This window comes from Sphingosinicella terrae (assembly GCF_003347635.1).
Classification (GTDB): Bacteria; Pseudomonadota; Alphaproteobacteria; order Sphingomonadales; family Sphingomonadaceae; genus Allosphingosinicella; species Allosphingosinicella terrae.
In genome coordinates, this window is record NZ_QDFY01000001.1 from 919,444 (window position 1) to 944,992 (window position 25,549).

At 66.9% G+C, this 25,549-nt stretch carries 18 protein-coding genes; 9 read left to right on the forward strand and 9 right to left on the reverse strand.

Translation table 11 applies throughout. From position 1 onward, the window contains the following. Positions 1–1,647, reverse strand: a complete 1,647-nt coding sequence (locus DDE10_RS04365) for an electron transfer flavoprotein-ubiquinone oxidoreductase (protein ID WP_114951443.1) — start codon at positions 1,645–1,647, stop codon at positions 1–3. 118 nt (positions 1,648–1,765) lie between these two features. On the opposite strand from DDE10_RS04365, the gene DDE10_RS04370 reads away from it, so the two are divergent. Then, the gene (locus tag DDE10_RS04370) at positions 1,766–2,485 is read left to right on the forward strand and encodes a uracil-DNA glycosylase family protein (RefSeq protein ID WP_114951444.1); all 720 of its coding nucleotides are present in this window, start codon (positions 1,766–1,768) and stop codon (positions 2,483–2,485) included. After that, complete coding sequence (locus DDE10_RS04375; protein WP_284734431.1) at positions 2,482–4,254, forward strand: lytic transglycosylase domain-containing protein; 1,773 nt, start codon at positions 2,482–2,484, stop codon at positions 4,252–4,254. The genes DDE10_RS04370 and DDE10_RS04375 overlap by 4 nt, the downstream gene beginning before the upstream one ends. A 94-nt stretch (positions 4,255–4,348) precedes the next feature. Here DDE10_RS04375 and DDE10_RS04380 read toward each other — a convergent pair whose 3' ends face one another. Beyond that, positions 4,349–4,672 (reverse strand): hypothetical protein, encoded by a 324-nt coding sequence (locus tag DDE10_RS04380; RefSeq protein ID WP_114951445.1) that lies wholly within the window; start codon positions 4,670–4,672, stop codon positions 4,349–4,351. Positions 4,673–4,831: 159 nt separating this feature from the next. On the opposite strand from DDE10_RS04380, the gene DDE10_RS04385 reads away from it, so the two are divergent. Next, positions 4,832–5,911: a PA0069 family radical SAM protein gene (locus DDE10_RS04385; RefSeq protein ID WP_114951446.1), complete on the forward strand. Its 1,080-nt coding sequence runs from the start codon at positions 4,832–4,834 to the stop codon at positions 5,909–5,911. A 15-nt stretch (positions 5,912–5,926) separates the two neighbouring features. Here DDE10_RS04385 and DDE10_RS04390 read toward each other — a convergent pair whose 3' ends face one another. Continuing rightward, positions 5,927–6,415 (reverse strand): pyridoxamine 5'-phosphate oxidase family protein, encoded by a 489-nt coding sequence (locus DDE10_RS04390; protein ID WP_114951447.1) that lies wholly within the window; start codon positions 6,413–6,415, stop codon positions 5,927–5,929. Between the two features lie 154 nt (positions 6,416–6,569). Between DDE10_RS04390 and DDE10_RS04395 the strand changes: the two genes are divergently transcribed. Next, the gene (locus DDE10_RS04395) at positions 6,570–6,875 is read left to right on the forward strand and encodes a hypothetical protein (protein WP_114951448.1); all 306 of its coding nucleotides are present in this window, start codon (positions 6,570–6,572) and stop codon (positions 6,873–6,875) included. A gap of 109 nt (positions 6,876–6,984) precedes the next feature. On the opposite strand, the gene DDE10_RS04400 is transcribed toward DDE10_RS04395, so the two are convergent. The 3 genes from DDE10_RS04400 to DDE10_RS04410 all read right to left on the reverse strand — a co-directional run bounded on the left by DDE10_RS04400 (position 6,985) and on the right by DDE10_RS04410 (position 13,012). Further along, positions 6,985–7,386: a VOC family protein gene (locus DDE10_RS04400; RefSeq protein WP_114951449.1), complete on the reverse strand. Its 402-nt coding sequence runs from the start codon at positions 7,384–7,386 to the stop codon at positions 6,985–6,987. Positions 7,387–7,487: 101 nt separating this feature from the next. Then, positions 7,488–11,786: a DUF8508 domain-containing protein gene (locus DDE10_RS04405; protein WP_114951450.1), complete on the reverse strand. Its 4,299-nt coding sequence runs from the start codon at positions 11,784–11,786 to the stop codon at positions 7,488–7,490. 161 nt (positions 11,787–11,947) lie between these two features. Next, positions 11,948–13,012, reverse strand: a complete 1,065-nt coding sequence (locus DDE10_RS04410; protein WP_284734432.1) for an SGNH/GDSL hydrolase family protein — start codon at positions 13,010–13,012, stop codon at positions 11,948–11,950. Between the two features lie 153 nt (positions 13,013–13,165). Here DDE10_RS04410 and DDE10_RS04415 point away from each other — a divergent pair, with 153 nt between their 5' ends. Beyond that, the gene (locus tag DDE10_RS04415; protein WP_114951451.1) at positions 13,166–13,606 is read left to right on the forward strand and encodes a DUF1772 domain-containing protein; all 441 of its coding nucleotides are present in this window, start codon (positions 13,166–13,168) and stop codon (positions 13,604–13,606) included. A 6-nt stretch (positions 13,607–13,612) separates the two neighbouring features. Here the strand turns inward: DDE10_RS04415 and gatB are convergent, their stop codons facing one another. Genes gatB through gatC form a run of 3 tightly spaced genes read right to left on the reverse strand, consistent with a single transcriptional unit; the run spans position 13,613 to position 16,890 of the window. After that, positions 13,613–15,091, reverse strand: coding sequence for an Asp-tRNA(Asn)/Glu-tRNA(Gln) amidotransferase subunit GatB (gene gatB / locus DDE10_RS04420; protein WP_114951452.1), 1,479 nt, complete (start codon positions 15,089–15,091; stop codon positions 13,613–13,615). 33 nt (positions 15,092–15,124) lie between these two features. Next, positions 15,125–16,606, reverse strand: a complete 1,482-nt coding sequence (gene gatA / locus DDE10_RS04425) for an Asp-tRNA(Asn)/Glu-tRNA(Gln) amidotransferase subunit GatA (RefSeq protein WP_114951453.1) — start codon at positions 16,604–16,606, stop codon at positions 15,125–15,127. After that, positions 16,603–16,890 (reverse strand): Asp-tRNA(Asn)/Glu-tRNA(Gln) amidotransferase subunit GatC, encoded by a 288-nt coding sequence (gene gatC, locus DDE10_RS04430; protein ID WP_114951454.1) that lies wholly within the window; start codon positions 16,888–16,890, stop codon positions 16,603–16,605. Before gatC ends, gatA begins: the two co-directional genes overlap by 4 nt. 147 nt (positions 16,891–17,037) lie before the next feature. Between gatC and DDE10_RS04435 the strand changes: the two genes are divergently transcribed. From DDE10_RS04435 to DDE10_RS04450, 4 genes are all read left to right on the forward strand, one after another. Next, positions 17,038–18,186 (forward strand): DUF3089 domain-containing protein, encoded by a 1,149-nt coding sequence (locus tag DDE10_RS04435; protein WP_284734433.1) that lies wholly within the window; start codon positions 17,038–17,040, stop codon positions 18,184–18,186. Positions 18,187–18,301: 115 nt separating this feature from the next. Then, positions 18,302–18,766, forward strand: coding sequence for a Holliday junction resolvase RuvX (ruvX, locus tag DDE10_RS04440; RefSeq protein WP_114951455.1), 465 nt, complete (start codon positions 18,302–18,304; stop codon positions 18,764–18,766). A gap of 186 nt (positions 18,767–18,952) precedes the next feature. Further along, a complete protein-coding gene (locus DDE10_RS04445; protein ID WP_162806277.1) occupies positions 18,953–19,642 on the forward strand; it encodes a LuxR C-terminal-related transcriptional regulator in 690 nt (229 codons plus the stop codon). Positions 19,643–20,044: 402 nt separating this feature from the next. Further along, positions 20,045–25,495, forward strand: a complete 5,451-nt coding sequence (locus DDE10_RS04450; RefSeq protein ID WP_114951457.1) for a peroxidase family protein — start codon at positions 20,045–20,047, stop codon at positions 25,493–25,495. The last annotated feature ends 54 nt before the right edge of the window (positions 25,496–25,549 follow it).

Below are 25,549 nucleotides of genomic sequence, written 5' to 3' on the forward strand. Positions count from 1 at the left end.
TCACATATTGGGATAGTTCGGTCCTCCTCCCCCTTCGGGTACGACCCAGTTGATGTTCTGGGTCGGGTCCTTGATGTCGCAGGTCTTGCAGTGGACGCAATTCTGCGCGTTGATCTGCAACCGCGTGCGGCCGCCCTCCTCGACGAACTCATAGACCCCGGCGGGGCAGTAACGCTGCTCGGGGCCGGCATAGAGCTCCAGATTGACGTCCACCGGTATGTCCGGATTCTTGAGCGTCAGATGAACCGGCTGGTCCTCCTCGTGGTTGGTGTTCGAGACGAACACCGACGACAGCCGGTCGAAGCTGATCACCCCATCCGGCTTCGGATAGTCGATCTTCGGCACCATGTCCTTGCGCCACAGCGTCTCGTTGTCCGCATGGTGCCGCATCGTGAACGGCAGGCCGATTCCGATCTGGCGCATCCACATGTCGGCGCCGGCGAGCAGCGTGCCGAACATGCCGCCCCATTTGGCGACGAGCGGCTCGACGTTGCGCACCATCTTGAGCTCGCTCGCGACCCAGCTGTCGTGCAGGCCGCTCTCATAGGCGTCGAGCGTGTCGGCGGTGCGGTCGGCGGCGATCGCGGCGAAAGCGGCCTCGGCGGCGAGCATTCCCGACTTCATGGCCGTATGGCTGCCCTTGATCCGGGGCACGTTCACGAACCCCGCCGAGCAGCCGATCAGCGCCCCGCCGGGGAAAACGAGCTTCGGGATCGCCTGGTAGCCGCCCTCGTTGATCGCCCGGGCGCCGTAGCTGACCCGGCGGCCGCCCTCGAGGAACTGGCGGATCGCCGGATGCTGCTTCCAGCGCTGGAATTCCTCGAACGGCGACAGCCACGGATTGCGGTAGTTGAGCGCCACCACGAAGCCCAGAGCGACCTGGTTGTTGTCCTGATGGTAGAGGAAGCCGCCGCCCCAGGCGTCGTCGAGCGGCCAGCCCTGGGTGTGGATCACGCGGCCGGGCTCGTGCTTCGCCGGGTCGATGTCCCACAATTCCTTGAGGCCGATGCCGTAGACCTGGGGCTGGCTCTCGGCATCGAGCGCGAAGATCCGCTTCAATTCCTTGGTCAGGTGGCCGCGCGCGCCTTCCGCGAAGAAGGTGTAGCGGCCGTGCAGCTCCATGCCCGGCTGGTAATCGGGCCGATGGGTCCCGTCGCGGGCCACGCCCATGTCGCCGGTGGCGACGCCCTTGACCGACCCGTCCTCGTTGAACAGCACCTCCGCCGCGGCGAAGCCGGGGAAGATCTCGACGCCCAGCGCCTCGGCCTGGCCGGCCAGCCAGCGGCAGAGATTGCCGAGGCTCGCCGTGTAGGTGCCCTTGTTGCTCATGAAGGGCGGCATCAGCAGATGCGGGAATCCGTATCTGCCGCCGGCGGTGAGCACCCAATGCTCGTTCTTCGTGACCGGCACGGTCAGCGGACTGTCGAGGTCACGCCAGTCCGGCAGCAGCTCGTCGAGCGCGCGCGGATCGATGACGGCGCCGGACAGGATGTGGGCACCGACCTCGGAGCCCTTTTCGAGAACGCAGACGCTGAGCTCGCGCCCCGCGTCGTTCGCGAGCTGCTTCAGACGGATGGCGGCGGCGAGGCCGGCGGGGCCGGCGCCGACGATCACCACGTCATAGGGCATGGACTCGCGATCAGCCATTCAGGACTCCTGTCGTCGCAAAGCAATAACGTCTGGCAGATAACCAGCGCGCCAGCGATTGACCAGCCCGCCAGACCCTGACTCAAGAGGGCGATATGGGGCTTTTGCGGGGCAGATCGTGGAACTGAATCGGGCCGCGAGCGCGCTGCGATGGTGGGAGGAGGCGGGAGTCGACACACTCGTCGCCGAGACGCCGCGCAATTGGCTCGCGCCGGAGACCGGCGCGGTCGCGACCTCGACGCCGGCCGTCGTCCGCGAGCCGTCCGCGCCGGCGGCGGCGCCGATGCCGGAGACGCTCGAGGCGTTCACGGCCTGGCTCGCCGACGCCGAATCGCTTCCCTATGCGACGCCGTCGGCGCCGCGCATCGCCGCGTCCGGCGATCCCGCCGCCGGCCTCATGGTTCTGGTCGACATGCCGGCGCCCGAGGATATCGCCGCCGGCCACCTGCTCGCCGGCGAGCCTGGCGCCTTGTTCGACCGCATGCTGGCGGCGATCGGCCGCAGCCGCGACTTGCTCTATCTGGCGCCGCTGTCGCCGATCCGCACCGCGACGGGCATGCTCGATGCCGCCGGCGCGACGGCGCTGGCGGAGATCGCCCGCCACCATGTCGGTCTCGTCGCGCCCCGGGCCCTGCTCCTGTTCGGCGACGCCTGCGCCAAGGCGCTGCTCGGCCGCCCGATCAGTGCGACGCGCGGAAAGTGGCAGGAAATCAACACGAAGACCGGTCCCGTTAGGACTTTGTCAACCATAAGACCGGCAAAGTTGCTGGCCGTTCCCGCGCTCAAGAAGCTCGCCTGGGAAGACCTGCAGATGCTGAGGGAGGAACTGAACCCATGAAGAGGCTGCACCGGACCCTGCTGGCGGTCGCGCTTGCCTTCTCGGCCGCGCCGGCGCTCGCGGCGGGCGGCGACGGCGATGCCCGCGTGACCCGCGAGCGCCAGGTCGCCTTGCCCGAAGTGCTGAGCGCGTCCGAGCGCGAGCAGTATCGCGCCGTCTTCGCCGATCTCGAGGCGCAGAACTGGGCGGCGGCCGCCGGCCGACTCGACGGCATGCGCGAGGGGCCGCTCCATCCGCTCGCCCGCGCGCGCCTCTACACCATGCCCGGCTCGCCGCGGGTCGAGATGGATCCTTTGCTCCGCCTGCTCGCCCGCGCCCCCGAGCTTCCCCAGGCCGGCGATCTCGCCCGCCTGGCCCGCCTGCGCGGCGCCACCGAGCTTCCCGACTTGCCGCAGGCGCAGCGCCTTTCCGGGCTTGCGGGCCAGCCGCGCCGCGCGCGTCCCCGTCCCGTCCGCGGCGACCCCGTCGGCGATGCGATCGAGCCGCTCATCCAGCCCTTGCTCGTCGCCGACCAGCCCTACGAGGCGGAGACCCTGTTCAACGCCCGCAGCGCCGAGCTGAGCGACGAGGCCCGCACCGCCTTCCAGCAGCGCATCGCCTGGGTCTTCTTCCTCAACGGCAATGATCGCGATGCGCGCCGCATCGCCGAGCAGGGCGCCCGCGGCATCACCGAATGGGCGATCCATTCCCATTGGGTGGCCGGCCTCGCCGCCTGGCGGATGGAGGATTTCGGCGGTGCCGCCGAGCATTTCCGCACTGTCGCCGCCCGTTCTTCCGACCAGGAACTCTCCGCCGCCGGCCATTATTGGGCGGCGCGCGCCGACACCGCCGGCGGCCACCCGCAGCGCGTCCAGGGCCAGCTTCAGGCCGCCGCCCGGATGGGCGAGACCTTCTACGGCCTGCTCGCCCAGAGCCGGCTCGGCATCCGCCAGAGCCCCGCCGATCTCGACGCCTTTTCCGCCGAGGACTGGCGCGCACTTTCCGGCCTTGCCAACGTCCGCACCGCTTTGGCACTCGCCGAGATCGGCAAGGATGGGCTTGCCGGCGAGCTGCTGCGTCACCAGGCCCGCATCGGCGATCCGCGCCAGCACGAGGCGCTGCTCCACCTCGCCTCGCGGCTCAACCTGACCAGCGCGCAGATGTGGCTGGCCCATAACGGCCCGCGCGGCACCCGCACCGACGCCCACGACCGCTATCCGTCGCCGAGCTGGCGGCCCCAGTCCGGCCGCTGGCGGGTCGATCCGGCGCTCGCCTTCGCCCACGCCCTCCAGGAATCGAACTTCCGGCCCGAGGCGGTCAGCCCGGCCGGCGCCCGCGGCCTGATGCAGGTCCTGCCCGGCACCGCCCAGCAGATGGCCCGCGCCCGCGGCGTCGCCGCCGATCCGACCCGGCTCAACGACCCCTCGGTCAACATCGAATATGGCCAGACCTATCTCGAATGGCTGCGCGACCAGCCCGGCACCGGCGGCCTGCTGCCGCGGGTGATCGCCGCCTACAATGCCGGCCCGCGGCCGATCTCGGAGTGGAACACCCGCTTCGACCAGAGCGACCCGCTGCTCTTCATCGAGTCGATCCCCTATTGGGAGACGCGCGGCTACGTGCCGATCATCCTGCGCAACTACTGGGTCTATGAGGAGCGCCCCGCCTCGGATTCGCCCAGCCGCCGAGCCCTCGCCCAGGGAATGTGGCCGCGTTTCCCAGGCATGTCCGGCCCAACCGCCGTCCGCATCGAGTCGAGGCGCAGCCAGACCGCGATGGGGAGAGACTGAACGCGCGCGACCGTCCCCCCCCTGCGCCCAGGGACGGGCTGGAGCGGTTGGGTGCCACCTGGCGGACGCGGCCGCATCAGATGGAAAGCCGATGCTACGGTCTGCTCCGGTGCCGACGACCCAGGCGAAACCCGGTATATCCCGAGAAAGCCCACACACCGGCGAAAACGAGGCTTATCATGAAGGCCTGATCGGCTCCGAAGTACGTGAGATCGCCTTCCTGGAACCGACGATTTACTTCATCCGCATTTACGACTGCGTAGGCGAGCTGAAAGCCGGCAAACCCCACGAGGGCGATGGCAGGGAGGCTGGTGATCAGCAGCGCCAGCGCACCCGCTGCGAGCGAAAGCGTCCGGCTTGCCCCGTAGTTGACTGCCGTCAGGATCAGCAGCACGAAAGCCCAAAGCAGCAGGTCCATTGCTGGATCATCTCACGCCGCACGAATGCCCGCAATGTGCCTAAATCAGAAGTCGGCCGCGAAGGTAGGCGACCTTCGTGGCGGCAGCGCCTGCGCCTTTCCCTCACCCGAGAGAGATTCGTTCTTTATTTGTTCTCGAGGACTGCTTATACTTCCTCCATGCCCCGCCCCGATGCCCGCCCCGGCCGCGGCGCGCCCGAGAATCGGACGCCGGACCGTTTCAACCTGAAGCAGCGCGAGGCCGATCGCGACTGGCTGGACGAGCGCGAGACGCAGGATGGTGGGCCACCGCCTTTGCGTACCACCGTCACGGTCGAGCATCCGAAGACGATCATCGCCTACAACCGATCGCCCGACATCGGCTTCGACCGCTCGATCAACGCCTATCGCGGCTGCGAGCATGGCTGCATCTATTGCTTTGCCCGGCCCACGCACGCCTTCCACGATCTGTCGCCCGGCCTGGATTTCGAGAGCCGGCTTTTCGCCAAGCCCGATGCAGCGAAAATGCTCCGGGTCGAGCTCGCCAAGCCCGGCTACGTGCCGCGGCCGATCGCGATGGGCACCAACACCGACCCCTATCAGCCGATCGAGGCGAAATGGCGGATCACCCGATCGGTGCTCGAGCTTCTCGCCGAGACCCGCCATCCGGTGACGATCACCACCAAGTCCGACCGGGTGCTGCTCGACATCGACCTGCTCGAGAAGATGGCGCGGCAGCGGCTGATCGGCGTCGCTTTGTCGATCACCTCGCTGACGCCGGAAATCTCGCGCACTCTCGAGCCGCGGGCGCCGGCGGCGCGCAAGCGGCTGGCGGCGGTCAAGCGGCTTTCGGAAGCCGGCATTCCGACGATGGTCGCGATCGCGCCGGTCGTCCCGGCGGTCACCGACCACGAGCTGGAGGCGATCGTCGAGGCGGCCGCGGAGGCTGGCGCGAGCGGCGCCTTCTATCTGCCGGTGCGGCTGCCCTACGAGGTCGCGCCCTTGTTCCGCGCCTGGCTCGACGAGCATTTCCCCGACCGCGCCTCCAAGGTGATGGGCATCATCCGCGAGATGCGTGGCGGCAAGGACAATGATCCGAACTGGTTCACGAGGATGCAGGGCTTCGGCCCCTGGGCGGAGCTGCTCCGGACCCGATTCGACCGGGCGGCGCGCAAGCACGGCCTCGCCGACAAGGAGCGGATGCGCCTGCGCACCGACCTGTTCGAGCCGCCCCAGGGACCCCAGCTGCGGCTGCTCTGACCCGTTGGCCTGCTGCTAGCCCAGCTCCACCTCCGCGACCTTGTCCTTATAGTCCTTCTTGGGATCGCTCCCGAGAAGCATCTTCACGCCGGCGAACAGGCTGTTCTCGTTGAGCCAGATCTGGGCGCTGCCGGGGTCGAAGCGCAGCAATTGCAGCTTCGGATCGTCCTTGCCTTCCTCGTACCAGGCGGCGACGAAGGGGTTCCACAACCGGTCGATCGTGGCGCGGTCATTATCCGGGACCAGCCGGCCCTCGATCGAGGCGAAAAGATCGTGCCCCTTGGCGGCGAAGTGGAGCAGCGCCGGACCGCCGGTGCCGAGCTGGCGGACGAGATCGACGTCCTTGGCGGTGAAGAACCAGATCGGGCCGCCGGCATCGCCCTCGATCTGGGCGGTCATCGGCTGCGCACGCGATTCCGCCCCTTCGGCGAGGCCGAGCATCACCGTCATGTCGGACTTCAGCGATTTCCAGAACTTGGCTTCGAGCTCGGCTTCCTTGGTCACGGGACCTCCTGAATTTGGCGTTTGCGATCGAACGGGCCGCGGCGGCCGCAGGTTCCGGCCTTCTGTCCGTCCCGGTGCAGGACAGGCCGCAAATCGCGGTTGCGCCGCGGCGCTTCGCGGCGGAAGAGGCCGGGACCAGCCTGGAGATGATCCGATGCGCCGCCCCCTGGTTCTTCTCGTTCCGCTCCTCGCTCTTCCCTGCGCGGCCGCGGCGGCGCCGCAGGACAGCGGGGCCGCCGCCGCAGAGACGCCCTCGATCGTCGCCCGCGCCGACGGCGGCTGGACGATCACGCGCGAAATCAGGGAGGAGCCGCTCTCGCTCGCTCTGGCCACCGACGGCCTGCTGATCCTCGACTCCGCGTCCGATCCGAGCGTGGACGAAGGGCAGCGCCGGGTCGACGAGGAGCAAGAGGAGATGATCGATCGCGCCTTCGAGGAGGCGGTCGATTATTCGCGCTAGGCGGAGCGCGAGCAGCCCCAGGACTAACCTGGACCCGCAGGCGCCTCGCACCACGCCGCGGGGCGGCGTCCCCCCTTCACCCGTTCCAGAGCCCGGGACGAAGCTTCCTTCACCCTTCGGCGCGGAGCGCCTCCTCGCTGCCATAAGGGCGGGTGATCGCCTCGAGCAGATGGCCGTCCGGATCCTCGAAATAGACGCCGCGGCCGCCCCAGTGCCGGTTGATCTCGCCCGGCCGCGACCGCGCCGGATCGGCCCAGAAGGTCAGGCCGCGCTCGTTCAGGCGCATCATCACGGCATCGAATTCGGACTCCTCGACGAGAAAGGCATAATGCTGCCTCGCCACCTCGCCCTCCTTTTCCATGAAGTCGAGCGAGACGCCGTTGCCGAGCTCGACGACCCGGAAGTGCAGGAACCGGCGCGGCGGCGGAAGACCGAGCATGTCTGCGGTGAAGGCAGCGGAGGTGTCGCGGTCGCGGCACCAGACGATGGTGTGGTTGAGCAAAGCGGACATGCCGGCCTCCGCGCCGGATCATAGCAGATCGGAGCGGAGATTCCGATCCGGCAGGCTGTCGCACCATGCGCCGGACCCGTTCCGGCGCATGGCGCGATCGTTCAGGCGAAGATGAAATCCGCCTGCTGGAGGGCGACGTTGCTCTGGATCGTGAAGTCAGCGATCCCGTCGCCGTCGACGTCGCCGGCGAGGAGATGGCTGCCGCCGTCGCTATAGGCGCGAAGCTCCCCGGCGGTGCCGCTGAACGCGCCCGAGCCTATCCAGGCGAACGCGTCGTGGCCGCCGCCCTCCACCGCATCGAGGCCGCTGAGATCGATCTTGTCCTGGCCGCGCCGGAAATCGGCGATGACGTCATGGCCGCCGAGGTCGGTGAAGGCGAAGACGTCATTGTGGTTGCCGCCGATGAGAAGGTCGTCGCCGGCCCCGCCGTTCAGCAGATCGTTATGGTTGCCGCCGCTGAGCACATCATCGCCGTCGCCGCCATGGAGGTGGTCGTAATGATTGCCTCCCTCCAGCCGGTCGTGGCCGGCGCCGCCGAACAGCTGGTCGTCGTGATTGCCGCCCTCGAGCCGATCATGCCCGCCCAGGCCGAATAGCCGGTCGGCGCCATTGCCGCCCGACAGCTCGTCCTCGCCGGCCGTGCCCTGAAGCTCGTCGTCGCGGTTTCCGCCGGACAGGACGATCCCGTCGGCGACACCGGTGACGGTGACCGAGACGGTCGCGCTGCTGGTGAGGCCGTCCTCGTCGGTGACGGTGTAGGTGAAGCTGTCGACATAGGTCGCGCCGGGCGCGAGATCGTCGAAGCTGTCGTCGTCGGCGACATAGACCAGGGTCTCGGCTTCCGGGTCGAAAACCAAGCTGCCGAGCGTGGCGCCGGTATCGACGGCGGCGATGGTGAGGCTGTCGCCGGCATCGGGATCGAAATCGTTGGCGAGCAGCTGAGCCCAGAGATTGGCGGTCGCCGCGTCCTCGGCAACGGCGACGCCGTCGTCGACCGCGGTCGGCGCCTCGTTCGGCGCTTCGATGCGGAAGCGGGCGACGATGGGGTCATGGTCGCTCGATCGGCCGGCCCCCTCCGCCTGCTCGGCATTGATATGGACGACGTCGAACTGGGCGCCGGCGAGCAGGCCGCCGGTGACCACGCCATGGTCGATCGCCTGAAGGTTGCCGTCGAACAGGTAGGTGTAGCGCTCCGCCGCGTCGAGCAGGCGGTGAAGGTCCGTCATCACGCCGCCCGCCTCGAGTGCGGTGACCGATTCCTCGAACCAGAAGCCGTTGAAATCGCCGAACACGCCAAGCTTCAGCGACGGATCGGTGGCGAGCTCGCCATTCACATAGGCTCGGACCGCCTCCGCCTGCTGGGTGCGGGAGGCGTCACCTGCATCCGCAGGCGGCTGGCTCGATCCCCAAAGAGGATCGCTGCCGATCCGCGAAGTGAAGTGGACGTTGATAAGCTTCACCGTCTCGCCGTTGAAGGTGAAGTCGGCGACCAGGGGCCTGCGGCTCCCGTTGAACGCCGGATCCTCGATCAGCCGGGCGCTGCCATCGACATAACCGACCCGGTCGGCATTATAGAGATAGCCGTTGCGGATGTTGCCGCCCGACGCGCCGCCGGTCGAACCCTGGCTCGACGGCGCGACCTCGACATAGACGTAATTGGGACCGCCGGCCGCGGCGATGGCGTCGATGAGCAGCTGGGCGGTAGCCGCGCCGGAGAGCGGGTCGCTGCCATTGAGGCCGTTGCCGTCCTGCACTTCCTGCAGTGCGACAATGTCCGGCGCCGCCAGGCTGTAGACGATGTCCTCGGCGAGCAGGTTGAACTTGGCCGCGCCACTGTCCGGACTGAGATTCTCGACGTTGAAGCTGGCGACGGTGAGATGGTCGCTGTCGCCCTGGAGCTCGGTGGTTTCGCGATCGAGGGTCACGTCGTCGGTGACCGTCACGGCCTGCGTGACCAGCAGTTCGTAACTGCCGAAGCCGTAGGAGAAGATGCCGGTGACATCGCCGAGCAGGTCTCCCTGGCTGTGCTGCGGATCATAGCCGGCGAACAGACCCGGCGTGGCATCGATCTGGATCTTCTCGGGATTATAGTCGCCGTCCGAGAGGGTGATCCCGCCACGGCCGTTGACGCCGCTCGCTCCCTCGCCTCCCGAGGCGACGACATAGGTCTCGCCGAATTCGTTCGTCCGCACCACCACCCGCGGTGCCTCGATGGTGGCGAGCATCCCCTCGAGGGACTCGTAGAAGTCGATGCCGTCGGTTTCGGGATCGTAGCTGGATAGGCCGTCATCGTCGATCGCCGAGGTCGGCGGCAGGCGGCCACCCGCGCCGATCACCACCGCATCCGGAACGGCATTGCCGCTCGACTGAACGACGATGTTGGAGGAGATGAGCTCGGTTATTGTCAGGTTGGTGGCATCGCCCCCGGGAAGGAATTCGGCGACGGTGCCGCTCACCTCGAGCGCATCGCCCACGGCCACGCCGGGTGCGGCGCCGGTGAAGACGAACAAGGCGTCGGACGTGCGTACATTGCCGTCGCCATTGGGATCCTGGAGATAGAAGCCGTTCGCGGCCACCGCGGTGACCACGCCGCTGGTCGTCACCGGCTGCCCCTCATATCCGGAGCGATGCCCCTCGCCCTGTATCTGGTAGACGGCGAGGGTCAGCGGATCGTCATTGACGATCGTGCCGGTGGCCGACCCATCGACGATGGTGATGTTGCCGGTAGGATTGGCAAGAACCAACTCCAGCGTCTCATTGCCTTCGCCAATGACATCGCCGGAGACGCGGATCGCCACCTGCACGCTCGACACGCCCGGGGCGAAATCGACCTCCCCGGAAAGCGGCTGGGCGGCGCCGAGATCCGCGGAGTTCGCGCTGCCGCCGAGGCTCAGCAGCCAGTCGACTCCTGCCGCCTCGCCGAGGCCGCCGGCGCGGGTGACTGTAAAGACCAGCAAGGTCTCCCCGCTGTCCCCCTCGACAACGCTGGCATCGCCGATCCGCACTTGGCCGGTGGCATTGAGGGCGATGAAGTCCTGGCCCTCGTTGACGGAACCGAAGCTGTCCTCGCGCGCGTCGACCCAGGTGAAATCCACCGCGCTCGCGCCGGAACCGGTCAGTTGAAGCGAGAAGCCTTCGGGAGTGGAACTGCCCTCGAAGACGCCGATGTCGGTGCTCGTCATACCGGCAGCCGGTCCGTTGGCGGCGATGAAGCTCCCCTCGTAGGACAGGAACTGGACGACCTGCCCCTGGGGATTGACGAGCGCGAGGCCGTCCTGCGGGCCGTTCTGGATACCGTTGACCGGATAGGCGAAGCTCAGCGTGCCATAGCCATCGTCCTGATCGGGCACGATCCCGGAGAGCCCGAGCGTGTTGTAGACGGTACCCTCGGTCGCGCTGCCGCTGACGCTGTAGAGGACGAGCGTCCAGCCGGCGAGGTTGGTGCCCGCCGGCGCCGCGATCTCGATCGCCTCGCCGGCATCGGTTCCGGCATCGTCATAGTGGATCTCGTTGATGAAGGCGCTGCCGGGACCCGCCGAACCATCATCGTCGACGATGGTGCCGGTCGCTTCGCCGTCGCCGAGCGCCGCGCCGTTGGTCGGGCCCGACAGGGTGACGGTGAAGGTCTCGTCGCCCTCGTCGGACGTGTCGCCATTGACCTGGAGCGTGATCGTCCGGCTGATCTCGTCTGCTCCGAAGACGAGTGTTCCGGAGAGCGTCGGCGCGGCGAAGTCGGAGGCGTCCGCCCCGGCGGGTGCACCCGGCAGCCCGATCGTCCAGTTCACGCTCGCAGCAACATTGCTGTCCGCCCCCCGGCTGACGGTGAAGGTGATGGTGGTCGTGCCGCTATTCCCCTCGGCGACGCTCGCGTCGCCGATCGAGAAGGTCCCGGCCCTGTCCACGGGGGTGCCGCCGAAGTTCTGGCCTGCATTGACGCCGCCCGGCGTGTCGTTTCCGATCAGGCTCCAGGTGAAATCGGAGGCTTCGTCGCCGGTGCCGGTGCGGCCGACGGCGGTACCGCTGGTATTGCCAGGCTCGGAAACGCCGATATCGGTGCTGGTAAGCCCAGCGGCCGGGCCGTTCTGGGCGGTGAAGCTGCCCTCATAGCTCAGGAACTCGACGACGTTCCCGAGCGGGTCGATCAAGGCGATCGCGTCGGGCGCGCCGTTCTGGATCCCGTCGGTGGGATAGCCGAAGCTCAGCGTTCCGAAACCATTCTGCTGGTTGGGCACGATGCCGGAAAGGCTGCGGCTGTTGTAGCTGAGCCCGTTGGCGCCATTGTAGAGGACGATCGTCCAGCCGCTGAGGTCGGTGCCGGCGGCGGCGGCGATCTCGATATATTCGCCGCTGTCGGTGCCGGCATTGTCGTAATGGAATTCGTTGATCCACGCTGCGGCCATGTTGAAGTCTCCCCTGAAACGGCAGGCGGCGGGTGCCGCTGCCCTGATCGGTTTGCCGAGTCGCGTCGGCACGGGGCAACCCTACGAAGCCGATATGACAATCAGAAGAGCTATCGAGATCAGTTAGTTGCGCGCCGTCCACCCGCGCGGTGACGGACCTCTTACCGGCCGCGCCCATTCGCGGGCGCGCCGGTTTCCGCGATGGCCCTCTCGAGCAGGTCGGCCAGCGCGCGGTGGTCGGCGAGGCTCGGATGCCAGTCGCAGCCCGTCCGCTCCAGATCGCCGAACCTGAGCGTCGTCACACGCCCCGACGCGGTCGGATCCAGCGCCCGCGCGACCTGCTCCACCTCGCCGAGGAAATCGTCCGACCCCATCAGAATCAGGCGCGCCTGCGGCTGGCGCGTCATCAACCTGCGTCCGAACTCGACGTAGCGCGCCCGATAATCGGCCCTGAGCGCCGCCTGGTCTGCCCAGCGCTCGCCCAGGCCCAGCGGCGTCGAGAAATCGTTGGTGCCGAGATTGACGACGATGAGCTGCGGCCGCCAGTCCGGATCCGCCGCCTCGACCGGTGTCGCCTCGCCCGGGATCAGCCGCGAATACAAAGCCGGCAGGCTGAGCTCCGGCACGCCGCCGGAATAATTTCGGACGATGCCGAAGCCCGAATAGGCGTTGACCCGATAGTCGGCGCCGAGCCGGGCGGCGAGCAAAGGCCCGAAGGCGCGGGTGGTGTCGGTGAGGTCGTGCACCTGCTCGGCCGTGCATTCGCGGCCCGGCGAGGTGTTGCCGTAGCCGACGCTGTAGGAATCGCCGATATACTCGATCTGCCGGGCACGCGCCGGCGGCGGCAGCGGCTCGGTTCCCTCCCCGGCGAAGAAGCCGATGAAGCGCCCCCCGCCGGTCTGGCTCTCGGTCAGTTTGTCGAGCCTCACCACATGCTCGCCCGGCCCGAGCCCGCTCAATGTCAGCCGCGCCTCGCCCGGACGGACCAGCACCGCCCGCTCCCGGCCGTCGACCGACAGACGCAGATGCTCGGTGCCGCTCTCGACGACGACGGTGACCTCGGGCCCGCGGAAGCGGCTCTCGAAATAGGTACCGGGCCAGCCGAAGCGCATCGCGCCTTCGGCGTCGCCGACAACCCGCCCCCCGACATGAACCGGAAGCGGATCGGCCGGCGCGGCCTCGCCGGGTGGCGTCATCAGAAGGAGCAGCGAGACCGCCGAGTTCATGGATATCTGTCCCCCGCGTTGGGCCGAGTGGCGCCGACCCGTCCCTCAGTCTAGCGCAGCCCTCTCAATGCGAAAACGAAGCATCACGAAAGACGCACCACGCGCCGCAGAGGGGGCCGCCGCATGCGCTCCGACGCGTTCAGCTCTTGTCTTATGAGAGCCCTACGTATCTTCGCCTTGGTCATGACGGCCCTCGCCCTGATCCCCAGCGGCGCGCATCTGTTCGAGCTGCCCGGCAAGATCGGCCTTGCCTCCGACGACTATTTCACGGTCCAGGGCATCTATCGCGGCTGGGCGTACTTCGGAATCCCCATCATGCTCGCTCTTGCCGCCAATTTTCTGCTGTCGCTTCGGCTGCGCAGGTCCGATCGCTTCGCGTCACGATGGGCGATGGTGTCGGCATGGTTCATCGCTGCCACGCTCGTCCACTTCTTCCTTCGGATCTTCCCGACCAATCGCGTCACGAGCAATTGGACCGTCATTCCTGCAGACTGGGAGGCGCTCCGGACCGCGTGGGAGTTTGCACACGCGATCAACGCGGTCGTGCTGTTCCTCGCCTTCGTCGCGACCGCAATGGCCGCGGTGAAGCGTTAGGCCCCTTCAGCCCAGCGCCTTCTTCAGCAGCTCGTTCACGACCTGCGGATTGGCCTTGCCCTGCATCGCCTTCATCGTCTGGCCGACGAAGAAGCCGAACAATTTGTCCTTCCCCGAGCGATATTCGGCGACCTTGTCCTGGTTGGCGGCGAGGATGTCGGCGATCACCTTCTCGATCGCGCCGGTGTCCGACGTCTGCCTGAGCCCACGCGCCTCGACGATCGCGCCGGGATCCTCGCCGGTCTCGAGCATGATCTCGAACACCTGCTTGGCGAGGGTGCCGGAAAGCGTGCCGTCGGCGACGAGCGTCAGCAATTCGGCCGCCTGCTTGGGCGACACCGGGCTGTCGTCGAGGTCGCGCCCGAGCCGGTTGAGGGCGCCGAACAGGTCCGAGATCACCCAGTTGGACGCGCGGACGGCATGGGCGTCGCCGAGTATGTCGAGCAGAGCCTCGAACCAGCGTGCGGTCTCGACCTCGGCGGTCAGCACCGAGGCGTTGTAGGGCGGCAGGCCGAGGACTTCCTCGTAGCGGCGGCGCTTGGCGTCCGGCAGCTCGGGCAGCGAGGCGCGGCACTCGGTGAGGAAATCCTCGCCGAGCTCGACCGGCAGCAGGTCGGGATCGGGGAAGTAGCGATAATCGTGCGCTTCCTCCTTCGACCTCAGGCTGCGCGTCTCCGCCTTGTCCGGATCGAACAGGCGAGTCTCCTGGACGACCGTGCCGCCCGCCTCGATGAGGTCGACCTGGCGGTTCGCCTCATAGTCGATCGCCGCCATGATGAAGCGAACCGAATTGACGTTCTTGGTCTCGGTGCGGGTGCCGAACGGATCGCCGGGCTTGCGGACGCTGACATTGACGTCGGCCCGCATCGATCCCTGCTCCATGTTGCCGTCGCAGCTGCCGACATAGCGAAGGATCGAGCGCAGCTTGCGGACATAGGCGCCCGCTTCCTCGGGGCTGCGCATGTCGGGCTTGGAGACGATCTCCATCAGCGCCACGCCCGATCGGTTGAGGTCGACATAGGAGAAGCTCGGATGCTGGTCGTGCATCAGCTTGCCGGCATCCTGCTCGAGATGGATTCGCTCGATGCCCACCTTCTTGGCGGATCCCTCGTCCTTCTCGTCGAGCAGGATCTCGATCTCCCCCTCGCCGACGATCGGGTGGTAGAGCTGGCTGATCTGATAGCCCTGCGGCAGGTCGGCGTAGAAATAGTTCTTCCGGTCGAAGCGCGACCAGGGGTTGATCTGCGCCTCCAGCGCCATGCCGGTACGCACCGCCTGGCGGATGCACTCCCTGTTCGGCACCGGCAGCATGCCCGGCATCGCCGCGTCGACCAGGCTGACCTGGCTGTTCGGCTCGGCGCCGAACTCGGTCGAGGCGCCGGAGAAGAGCTTGGCGTTCGACGTCACCTGGGCGTGGACCTCGAGGCCGATCACGACCTCCCAGTCCCCGGTGGCGCCACGAATGCGGTAGGAGCTATCGGCCATGAACAAATTCCGTCTGTAGCTTTGGCATCGCCCTCACCACCAGGCCTCCGGCCGATGGGTGAAGCCGGCCCGCTGCTCGATCGCCAGGCCGGCATCGAGCACCGACTGCTCGTCCAGCGCCTTGCCGATAATCTGGAGGCCGAGCGGCAGCCCCTGCTTGTCCAGCCCCGCCGGCACCGACATGGCGGGCAGGCCCGCCAAGCTCGCCGGCACCGCGAACACGTCGTTCAAATACATGGCGATCGGATCGTTCGACTTCTCGCCCAAGGCGAAGGCGGCGCTCGGCGCGGTCGGCGTCAGCAGCAGGTCGACCTCGTCCCAGGCCTTCTCGAAATCGCGGGCGATCAGCGCCCGCACCTTCTGCGCGCGGTTGAAATAGGCGTCGTAGAAGCCGGCGCTCAGCACATAGGTGCCGATCATGATCCGGCGCTTCACCTCGGCGCCGAAGCCGGCGGCGCGCGTCGCCTCGTACATGTCGTTGAGGCCGCCCTGCTCGGGCTGCTGCCGCAGCCCGTATCGCACGCCGTCATAGCGGGCGAGGTTGGATGAAGCCTCGGCCGGGGCGATGATGTAATAGGTCGGCAGCGCATAGCGGGTGTGCGGCAGCGACACCGGCACGATCTCTGCGCCGGCGTCGCGGAGCCAGGCGATGCCCTCGTCCCAGACGCGGCCCACATCTTCCGGAACCCCGTCGATCCGATATTCCTTGGGGATGCCGACGCGCTTGCCCTTGAGGTCCGCGTTCAGCCCCTGCTCCCAGGCCGGAACCGGCAGGTCGAGCGAGGTCGAATCTTTGCCGTCGAAGCCGGCCATCGCCTCGAGCATAATCGCGCAGTCGCGGACGTCGCGCGCCATCGGTCCGGCCTGGTCGAGGCTCGAGGCGAAGGCGACGATGCCCCAGCGCGAGCAGCGGCCATAGGTCGGCTTGATGCCGGAGATGCCGACGAACGCCGCCGGCTGGCGGATCGAGCCGCCGGTGTCGGTGCCGGTGACCCCCGGCGCGATCCGCGCCGCGACCGCGGCGGCCGAGCCGCCCGAGCTTCCACCCGGCGCCAGCGCGGCATTGCCGCCGTCCTTGCGCCGCCATGGCGAGATCACCGCGCCATAGCCGCTGGTCTCGTTCGACGAACCCATCGCGAACTCGTCCATGTTCAATTTGCCCAGCATGCCGGCGCCGGCGGCGAACAGGTTGGCGCTGACCGTCGATTCGTAGACGGGCTTGAAGCCTTCCAGGATGCGGCTGGCGGCGGTGGTCTGGACGCCCTTGGTCGCGAACAGGTCCTTGATGCCGAGCGGCACGCCGGACAGCGGCTTGAGCTCGCGCTTCGCCCGCGCCGCATCGGCGGCGTCGGCGGCGGCGAGCGCATGCTCCGGGGTCTCGACGATGAAGGCGTTGAGCGCGCGCGCTTTCTCGACGGCGGCGACGTGGGCCTCGGCCACCTCGCGCGCGGAGAAGCTGCCGTCGCGAACCCCGTCGCGGAGCGCGGCTATGCCGAGGTCGGTCAACTGGCTCATTCGATCACCTTCGGGACCGCGAAGAAGCCGTGCTCGGCCACCGGCGCATTCTCCAGCACGGCATCGCGGATGCCGCCGTCGGTGACCTCGTCCTCGCGCAGGCGCAGCTTGTTGGGGATGACCGCCGTCATCGGCTCGACGCCCTCGACGTCGACCTCCTGCAATTGCTCGACCCAGCCCAGGATGTTGGAGAGCTCGGGCGCGAGCGCCTCGACCTCGGAATCGCTGACGGCGATGCGGGCGAGCTTCGCGATATGGCGGACGGTGGCGCTGTCGACGGACATTCAGCTTCCTGATGAGCGGGATTTCCCGAACGGGAGGATGCCCCGGCGGCTAGCAAAGCCGCCGCACCGCATCAAGCGCGCCGCCGTCTCGAACGAGAAAAGGCTCTTGCCCTTGCATGCCGGGCCGGCTTCGGCTTCACAGCCGCGGTGGTACGCAAGAAATCCCATCCGGCCGTCCGCTTCCTCTGGATCGTCGCCGGCCTCACCGTCCTCTTCATCGCCGGCGCCATCGCCTACCGGATCTTCGAGGAGGATCTGATGCGCTGGGCCATGGTGCCCAAGGCCGAGTTCCGCGAGGTGGCGATGCCCGAAGGCGCCACCTATGCCGATGCCGATCTGTGGATCGCCCGGCCCGGCCTGCGCGACAATCCCGCCTTGTGGACGCCGCAGGGCTTCGCCGCCTCGCCCCGTCCCGCCGCATCGGTCTTCTTCATTCATCCGACCAGCTTCCTCGAGACCTCGGCCTGGAATGCCGCGCTCGATGACGAGGAGTCGCAGTCGCGGGCGCGCTTGTTCGTCCGCAGCCAGGCGAGCGCGTTCAACGGGGCCGGTGCGGTCTGGGCTCCGAAATACCGCCAGGCCGCCTTCGGCGCCTTCCTCAGCGACGAGGACAATGCCCGCCGCGCGCTCGATTTCGCTTATCGCGACGTGCTTGCCGCCTACGAGCAGTTCCTCAGGGAGGCGCCGGCGGACCGGCCGATCATCCTCGCCGGCCACAGCCAGGGCAGCCTCCATCTGCTTCGCCTGCTCGAGCAGAGGATCAAGGATGCGCCGGAGGCGCCGCGCATCGCCGCCGCCTATGTGGTCGGCTGGCCGGTCTCGGAGACCGCCGACGTCCCGGTGCTGCCGCTGCCGCCCTGCCAGAGCTCCGACCAGGCCCGCTGCCTGCTCTCCTGGCAGAGCTTCGCCGAGCCGGCCGACCCCAAGCTCGTCACCGACGTCTACGACGCCTCGCGCGGTCCGGGCGGCGTGCCGCGCGCCGGATCGGCGATGGTCTGCGTCAATCCGCTCACCGGCACCGCCGGAGGGGAAGCGCCGGCCGGGGCCAATCTGGGCACGCTCATCCCCAATGACGACTTCAGCAATGCCAGCTTCCGCCGCAGCGCCGTCGCCGCACGCTGCGACCTGCGCGGATTCCTGCTGATCGGCGACAACGACGCCGTGCCGGCGATGGGATCCTACGTCCTCCCCGGCAATAACTACCATGTCTACGATTATTCGCTCTTCTGGGCCAATATCCGCGCCGACGCCGAGCGCCGGGTTCGCGCCTTCCTCGGCGAAGGGGGCGAGGATTGAGGGGGACCTGCCATCCCACCTTGCGTGATCCCGGCGAGAGCCGGGATGACGTGATCGAGGCCCCGGTCCCAACCCGCCGATCCGATCACCCCCTCCACCCAGGCGACCGGCGACGATGATCACCACCGTCCCCGCCGTCTATCGCGAGGCGCTTCCCCTGGGCGGCCGACTGCTCGGCCTCGACGTCGGTACGAAGACGATCGGCACCGCCCTGTGCGACGCGCAATGGACGATCGCCACGCCGGCCGAACTCATCCGACGCACCAAGTTCGGCAGGGACATGGAGGCGCTGCGCCGGCTCGCCGAGACCCAGCAGGTGCGCGGGCTGATCCTCGGCCTGCCGCTCAACCTCGACGGCAGCGATTCGCCGCGCACCCAATCGGTCCGCGCTTTCGCCCGCAACCTCGCGCCTCTGGGCCTGCCGATCCTGCTCTGGGACGAGCGCTGGTCGACCCAGGCCGTCACCCGCACCTTGATCGACGCCGACGCCAGCCGCGCCCGCCGCGCCGAGCTCGTCGACAAAGTGGCGGCCGCCTACATCCTCCAGGGCGCGATCGATGCCCTCGCCATGGCGGCATGACCGCGGACCGGTAAAGTCCGGCTAAGGAACTGCCCCGCAGATGCGTGCGGTGACGGAGACGACCCGCAAAGATGGCCCGCACGCAAGCCGCTGGACGACTGCCTGTGACTGCAGTAAACTGCCCTGTTGCGTCTACGGCTCTCGAAAATAAAGGGGACGTTTGTGGACGAAGGGGCGGTAGCTTTAGTGGCCGATCATCTGCCGTTGAATCGAGCGGGACTGTCCAGTCTGCTGATTCAGGACCTTCACGCTTCCGCTGCATTCGAAGCCTCCAGCTTCGACGGCATCGTTGCCGCCCTAGCGCGCAACGACGAAATCGGTGTGATCGCCGCGGCCCTCGAGCTGCCGGGAATGAACGGCACAAGCGGGATCCGGTACATCCGTTCGCGTCACCCCAAGACCAAGCTCGTGATGATGGCGGGCGAACCGTCCCGTGAATCCGTTCTGGAATGCCTGACCGCGGGGACCCATGGCTATATCCCCAAGGCGTTCGGGCGCGATGATATGGTGGCTGCGTTCACCGCCATACTGGCCGGGCAGATCTATGTGCCGTCGATGATCTGCGACATAGCGGAAGCCGGCGTTCCGCCGCTTGTCGACGGAGTGATCCCCGCTTTCGACCTCACGCACCGACAGCGCGAAGTGCTGATCCTCATGGCAGAGGGAAAAGCCAATAAGGAGATCGCGCGGATACTCGGGATTTCCGTCGGCACGGTCAAAGCGCACGTCAACACGTCATTCCGCATTCTCGGCGTTCACAACCGGACGAGCGCCGTGCTCGCGCTTCGTCGGCTGGAAAGCGCGAGGGATCCCGGCCAGCCGTCATTGCCCGGCCTGCTCGATCCCCGCCGTCGGTCCACCGACGAGCTGCCCTGATTGCCGGGGCGGTTGATCCGCCCGGGCCTGCGCCAGCCCAGCCGCAGAGCCGGTCATCCTCTATCGGCACTCACGGCAAGGCAGAATTCCCGCCCCCCTGGTCTATACCTTCTGGCATACAGGGTTTTCCACAGGGTTATACAATTGGCGCCCGATCCATAGCCTTTCTTCCTGACTCGACTCCCTTGTCCGAATCCCCGGATAGTCAACACGCTGTAAAGTAAGTGAGTCGGGTATGTACCGCTTCGTACAGCGCCCATTGCTCCGCCTGCACAGGCAGGCCCGGCTCTTGGGGGGAAATGCGTAACCAAAGCAGATCGAACGCGAGGACTGATTCCTCGTGAGGAAGCGTGCACCCTTCTGTCGAAGGGGCGGTTCAGATGCTTGAGCGGAGGCTGTATCATGGTTACCTATATCAAGTCCGACCTCGTTTTCATTCTTGATCAGATCAAGATTGCGGAAGCCCATGCCGCGGGTCAGCCTCTCTTCGGACCAGGTGGTCTCATCCCTGCCCCGAATATCGCCTGGGGTTTGAGAACCGTCGACGGAACGTACAACAACATCCTCCCCGGCCGCGAACATTGGGGCGCCGCGGACCAGCCATTCCCGCACCTGCTCGACCCGAACTATCGCAATGGCGAGGTCTTCGATCCGGATGGGCCCGGCGGAGCACCGCCGATGCCCACGTCCTACGCGCCGTCCAATAATCCGAACTCGGTCGTCGTCGACTCGAGCCTGCGGATCATATCGAATCTGATCGTCGACCAGACGCTCAACAACCCGGCAGCCATACTCGAGGCCCTTTCCCGGGCTGGAATCGAAGGCGCGGAGGCGCAGACCGCCCTCGCCGACATCACGGCAGCCTTCGACATCGTGACCGCACTCCCTGACGGCGATCCCGGCCTGCCGGCCGCGCAGGCGGTCCTCGACGGGCTGCTCGCGGCTAACGGCATCGAGATGTCGGGCGCGACGATCGTGCTGCCGAACACGGCGCCGGACGAAGGGCTGTCGGCATCCTTCAATTCGTGGTTCACCCTCTTCGGCCAGTTCTTCGATCACGGTCTCGATCTGGTCGCCAAGGGGCAGAGCGGCACGGTGTTCATTCCGCTCCAGCCGGACGACCCGCTCTACGATCCCGCCAGCCCCACCAACTTCATGGTGCTGACCCGGGCGACCGTGAGTCCAGGCGTCGACGGAGTGATGGGCACGGACGACGATGTCGGGCCGATCAATCTGACCACGCCTTTCGTCGATCAGAACCAGACCTATACGTCGCATGCGTCGCACCAGGTCTTCCTGCGCGAATATGAGCTGGTCGGCGGCGTCCCGCAGGCGACCGGAAAGCTGCTCGACGGCGCCAATGGCGGCCTCCCCACCTGGGGCGAGGTCAAGGCGCAGGCGGCGAACGTCCTCGGCATCGAGCTGACCGACTATCATGTCGGAAACCTGCCCCTGCTGGCCACCGATCCCTACGGCAACTTCATTCCCGATCCGGTGAGCGGATTCCCGCAGGTCGTACTGGCCGGACCGCCGCAAAGCCTCGCATCGGGAACGCCAGGTTCCCCGCTCAACATCACGCCCGCAGAAGGGGGCGTGCAGGCCGTCCTGACCGGCCACGCCTTTCTCGACGATATCGCCCATGAGGCGGTGCCGATCGGGAAGATTGCCGATGGAGACCTCGAGATCGGGCTCGGCAATCCAGGGAACGGGGACACCGAATATGACAACGAGCTGCTCGACGCGCACTTCATCACCGGCGACGGGCGGGGCAACGAGAATATCGGCCTGACCGCCGTCCATCACGTCTTCCATGCCGAGCATAATCGTCTGCTGCAGCACACCAAGGACCAAGTGCTCGCCAGCGGCGATCTTGCGTTCATCAACGAATGGCTGGACGTCGAGATCGATGCGCTGCCGGCCAACCAGGCTGAGATCGACGCGCTCGATTGGAACGGCGAGCGCCTCTTCCAGGCCGCGAAATTCGGAACCGAGATGGAGTATCAGCACCTCGTCTTCGAGGAATTCGCGCGCAAGGTCCAACCGCAGATCGACGCCTTCCTCGTGCCCGATGGGTTCGACTACACGATCAATCCCGCGATCGTGGCCGAATTCGCGCATGTCATCTATCGCTTCGGCCACTCGATGCTCACGGAGTCGATCGATCGGTTCGACCCCAACTTCAATCCTGACCACATCTCGCTCATCGAAGGCTTTCTCAATCCGATCGAGTTCGCAACCAGCGGCACGGCGGCAGGGGTGGCCGGCTCGATCGTCCGCGGCATGACCCGCCAGGTGGGCCAGGAGATCGACGAGTTCGTCACGGATGCGTTGCGCAACAATTTGCTTGGACTCCCGCTTGATCTCGCGACGATCAATCTCGCCCGCGGCCGCGACACCGGCGTTCCGTCGCTCAATGCCGCCAGGCGCGAATTCTACGAAGCGACGAACAACGCGGCCGAGCTCAAGCCCTATGAGAGCTGGACCGACTTCGCCGGCAATCTCAAGAACGAGGCCGCGATCATCAACTTCGTCGCCGCCTACGGCCTGCACCCGCTGATCGTGGCCGAGACGACGGTCGACGGAAAGCGTGACGCGGCGATGACGATCATCACCGGCACTTCGTTCGACGGCATGATCGTTCCAGCCGATAGGCTGGACTTCCTCAACAGCACCGGAGCGTGGGAGAGTGGCCCGAACGGGGTTACCATCACGGGCCTCGACGATGTCGACCTGTGGATCGGCGGCCTCGCCGAGCAGACCATGCCGTTCGGCGGAATGCTCGGCTCGACCTTCAATTTCGTGTTCGAGATGCAGATGGAGCAGCTGCAGAGCGGCGACCGCTTCTACTACCTGCAGCGGCTCGACGGCCTGCACCTGTTCGGCGAGATGGAGAACAACTCCTTCGCCGCCATGATCATGCGCAACACCAACGCCACGCACCTGCCCTCGGACGTCTTCTCGACTCCCGGCTTCATCCTCGAGGTGGACCAGGACCAGCAATATACCGGCTTGGGCGTGGATGGCCGCGACGACCCGGTGGGCGGCACCATCCTGACGCCGCTCGTCATCCGCGACAATCCGTCCACGGCCGGGCCCGACGCAAACTATCTTCGCTATACCGGCGGCGACCATGTCGTCCTCGGCGGCACGGAAGGCAATGATACGCTGACCGCCGGAATCGGCGACGACACGCTCTACGGCGACGGCGGCAACGACCGGCTCGAAGGCAATTTCGGCAACGACATCATCAACGGCGGTGCGGGCGACGACATCATCCGCGACTCCGGCGGTGACGACAATATCAAGGCCGGCGACGGCAACGACGTCGTGCATGCCGGTCCCGGGCTGGATCTCGTCATGGGCGGTGCCGGAAAGGACTTCATCGTCACCGGAAGCGACGCCGGCACGGAGATCTTCGCCGGCGAAGGCGACGATTTCATCCTCGGCAACAAGACCGCCGAACGCATCCTCGGCAACGAGGGCAATGACTGGATCGAGACCGGCACCTTCGACGGCGCCCCGGGCGACAATTTCGACGAGGTCTTCGCGCAGGACAAGGTCGACGGGCATGACGTCTTCCTCGGCGACGGCGGCTTCGACGAATATATCGGCGAGGGCGGCGACGACATCATGGTCGGCAGCGCCGGACGCGGCAAGGTGGTCGGCATGTCCGGCTTCGATTGGATCACCTACAAGGACAATCCTTTCGGGGTGAATGCCGACCTCTCCATCCCGATCATCTTCGACGAAGCCCCGACCCTTCCCGAAAACGCCTCGCTCGACGAGTTCGAGAGCACCGAAGGGCTTTCCGGCTCCCAGTTCGACGATATATTGCGCGGAACCAACGATGTGGCCGCCGACCGGCTTCCCCTGGCGCAGGGCGGCACCACCGGCTTCCAGGGAAGCGCCCTCACGGCCGAAGGCATTGCGCGCATCGCCGGCCTCGGGGATCTGGTGAGCGTCGGCGACGCCCCCTTCCTCGAGGGTGACATCATCCTCGGCGGCGGCGGCAGCGACGTGATCAGTGGCCTGGGCGGCAACGACGTCATCGACGGCGATCGGTGGCTCAATGTCCGGATCAGTGTCCGCGAGAATGCGGACGGCACCGGCGCGGAGATCGACACGGCCGACAGCCTTCACGATCTCGTTACCGAGATGTTCGCAGGGACCTACAATCCGGGCCAGCTCGTCATCGTTCGCGAGCTCCTCGACGGCGGCCAGGCAGGGGATGTCGACACGGCGGTCTTCTCCGATCTCCTCGAGAATTACGACGTCCTCTACAATGATGACGGCTCGGTCACCGTGATTCATGCCCGCGGCACGCAGACGGATGGCACGGACACCCTGTTCAACATGGAGCTGATCGAGTTCGCCGACGAGACGATCGACCTCATCCCCCCGACCGGTGCCATCGCCAATAACGACGCCTTCGTCATCGACGAGAACGACACGCTCTCCGGCTATCTCTTCGGTGACAATGGCTCCGGCTTGGACGAGGATCTCGGCGGGCCGGCCCTCGCCATCGCGGCGGTGAACGGGTCTGCCCTTGCCGTCGGCTCGACGATCGAGCTCGACTCCGGCGCGCTCCTGACGGTCAATGCCGACGGCACCTTCGACTATGAGACCGACGGCTCCTTCGACCCGACGCCTCTGCCGTCTACTGGGGCGACCAACACCCCGGCATTCGACACCTTCAGCTACACCCTGCTGAACGGTGGCACGGCAACGGTCACGATCACGATCAACGGACTCGATACAGACGATCTCATCCTGGGATCCAACGGTGACGACGATCTGAGCTCGGATGGCGGGTCGGACGAGATGGACGGCGGCCTTGGCAACGACACCTACCGCGTCAATAGCGCCGCTCCGATTATCATCGAGGTGAGCGGGGCCGGAAACGACCGCGTCATCGCCAGCGCGAGCTATATCCTGAACAGCGCCGCCTACGTCGAGATGATGGAGACGAACAACGCGCTGGCAACGACCGCCATCAACCTGACCGGCAATCAGCTTGCCCAGACGATCATCGGCAATGAAGGCATCAACCAGCTCAACGGCGCCAGCGGGCAGGATCACCTCATCGGCAATGGCGGCAACGACATCCTCGATGGCGGGGCCAGCCATGATGTGCTCGAAGGCGGCGCCGGCGCAGACACGCTCTTCGGCGGCAATACCGGTCACGACATCCTGGACGGCGGTTCGGGCGCCGACACGATGACGGGAGGATCGCAGAACGACACATACATCGTGGACGATACGGGGGACGTCGTGGTGGAGCAGGTCGGCGGCGGGTCCGACACGGTCGAGAGCAGCGTCACCTACGCCCTGACCTCACAGGTCGAGCTTCTCTGGTTGACCGGAGCCGTCGCCATCAACGGCACCGGAAACAACATCAACAACAGACTCTATGGCAACAGCGCCGCTAATATTCTCGTCGGCGGCGGCGGCAATGACCGGCTGGAAGGGCGCGGCGGTGCTGACTGGCTGTACGGAGGGACCGGAAGCGACGTGCTCGTCGGTGGAGGCGGTACCGACCGCTTCTACTTCAACAGCACCCTGGGTGCCTCCAACGTCGACCAGATCCTCGACTTCAACGTGGCGACGGAGAGCGTCTACCTCTCCCGGAACATCTTCACCGCCCTGCCCGGCACCAGCGTCGCTGCCATCAGTGCCGCGGCTTTCCGGCTGGGCACGTCGGCGGGCGACGCCAATGATCGCATCCTTTACGATCAGAGCACCGGCAACATGTACTATGACCGCGACGGCACCGGCGCGGCGGCCCCCGTGCTCTTCGGGTCGGTGGCGGACGGCACGGTGCTCACCAATGCCGACTTCATCGCTTATGGCTGAGCAATGAGCCGGCGAAGCCCGCCTCCCTCGGGCGTGGCTTCGCCGGCCGGTCGC

Coding starts and splice junctions, on each gene's coding strand:
- DDE10_RS04365 (WP_114951443.1), bottom strand. CDS start 1,647: ATGGCTGATCGCGAGTCCATGCCCTATGACGTGGTGATCGTCGGCGCC.
- DDE10_RS04375 (WP_284734431.1), top strand. CDS start 2,482: ATGAAGAGGCTGCACCGGACCCTGCTGGCGGTCGCGCTTGCCTTCTCG.
- DDE10_RS04380 (WP_114951445.1), bottom strand. CDS start 4,672: ATGGACCTGCTGCTTTGGGCTTTCGTGCTGCTGATCCTGACGGCAGTC.
- DDE10_RS04385 (WP_114951446.1), top strand. CDS start 4,832: ATGCCCCGCCCCGATGCCCGCCCCGGCCGCGGCGCGCCCGAGAATCGG.
- DDE10_RS04395 (WP_114951448.1), top strand. CDS start 6,570: ATGCGCCGCCCCCTGGTTCTTCTCGTTCCGCTCCTCGCTCTTCCCTGC.
- DDE10_RS04400 (WP_114951449.1), bottom strand. CDS start 7,386: ATGTCCGCTTTGCTCAACCACACCATCGTCTGGTGCCGCGACCGCGAC.
- DDE10_RS04405 (WP_114951450.1), bottom strand. CDS start 11,786: ATGGCCGCAGCGTGGATCAACGAATTCCATTACGACAATGCCGGCACC.
- DDE10_RS04410 (WP_284734432.1), bottom strand. CDS start 13,012: ATGAACTCGGCGGTCTCGCTGCTCCTTCTGATGACGCCACCCGGCGAG.
- DDE10_RS04415 (WP_114951451.1), top strand. CDS start 13,166: ATGAGAGCCCTACGTATCTTCGCCTTGGTCATGACGGCCCTCGCCCTG.
- gatB (WP_114951452.1), bottom strand. CDS start 15,091: ATGGCCGATAGCTCCTACCGCATTCGTGGCGCCACCGGGGACTGGGAG.
- gatA (WP_114951453.1), bottom strand. CDS start 16,606: ATGAGCCAGTTGACCGACCTCGGCATAGCCGCGCTCCGCGACGGGGTT.
- gatC (WP_114951454.1), bottom strand. CDS start 16,890: ATGTCCGTCGACAGCGCCACCGTCCGCCATATCGCGAAGCTCGCCCGC.
- ruvX (WP_114951455.1), top strand. CDS start 18,302: ATGATCACCACCGTCCCCGCCGTCTATCGCGAGGCGCTTCCCCTGGGC.
- DDE10_RS04450 (WP_114951457.1), top strand. CDS start 20,045: ATGGTTACCTATATCAAGTCCGACCTCGTTTTCATTCTTGATCAGATC.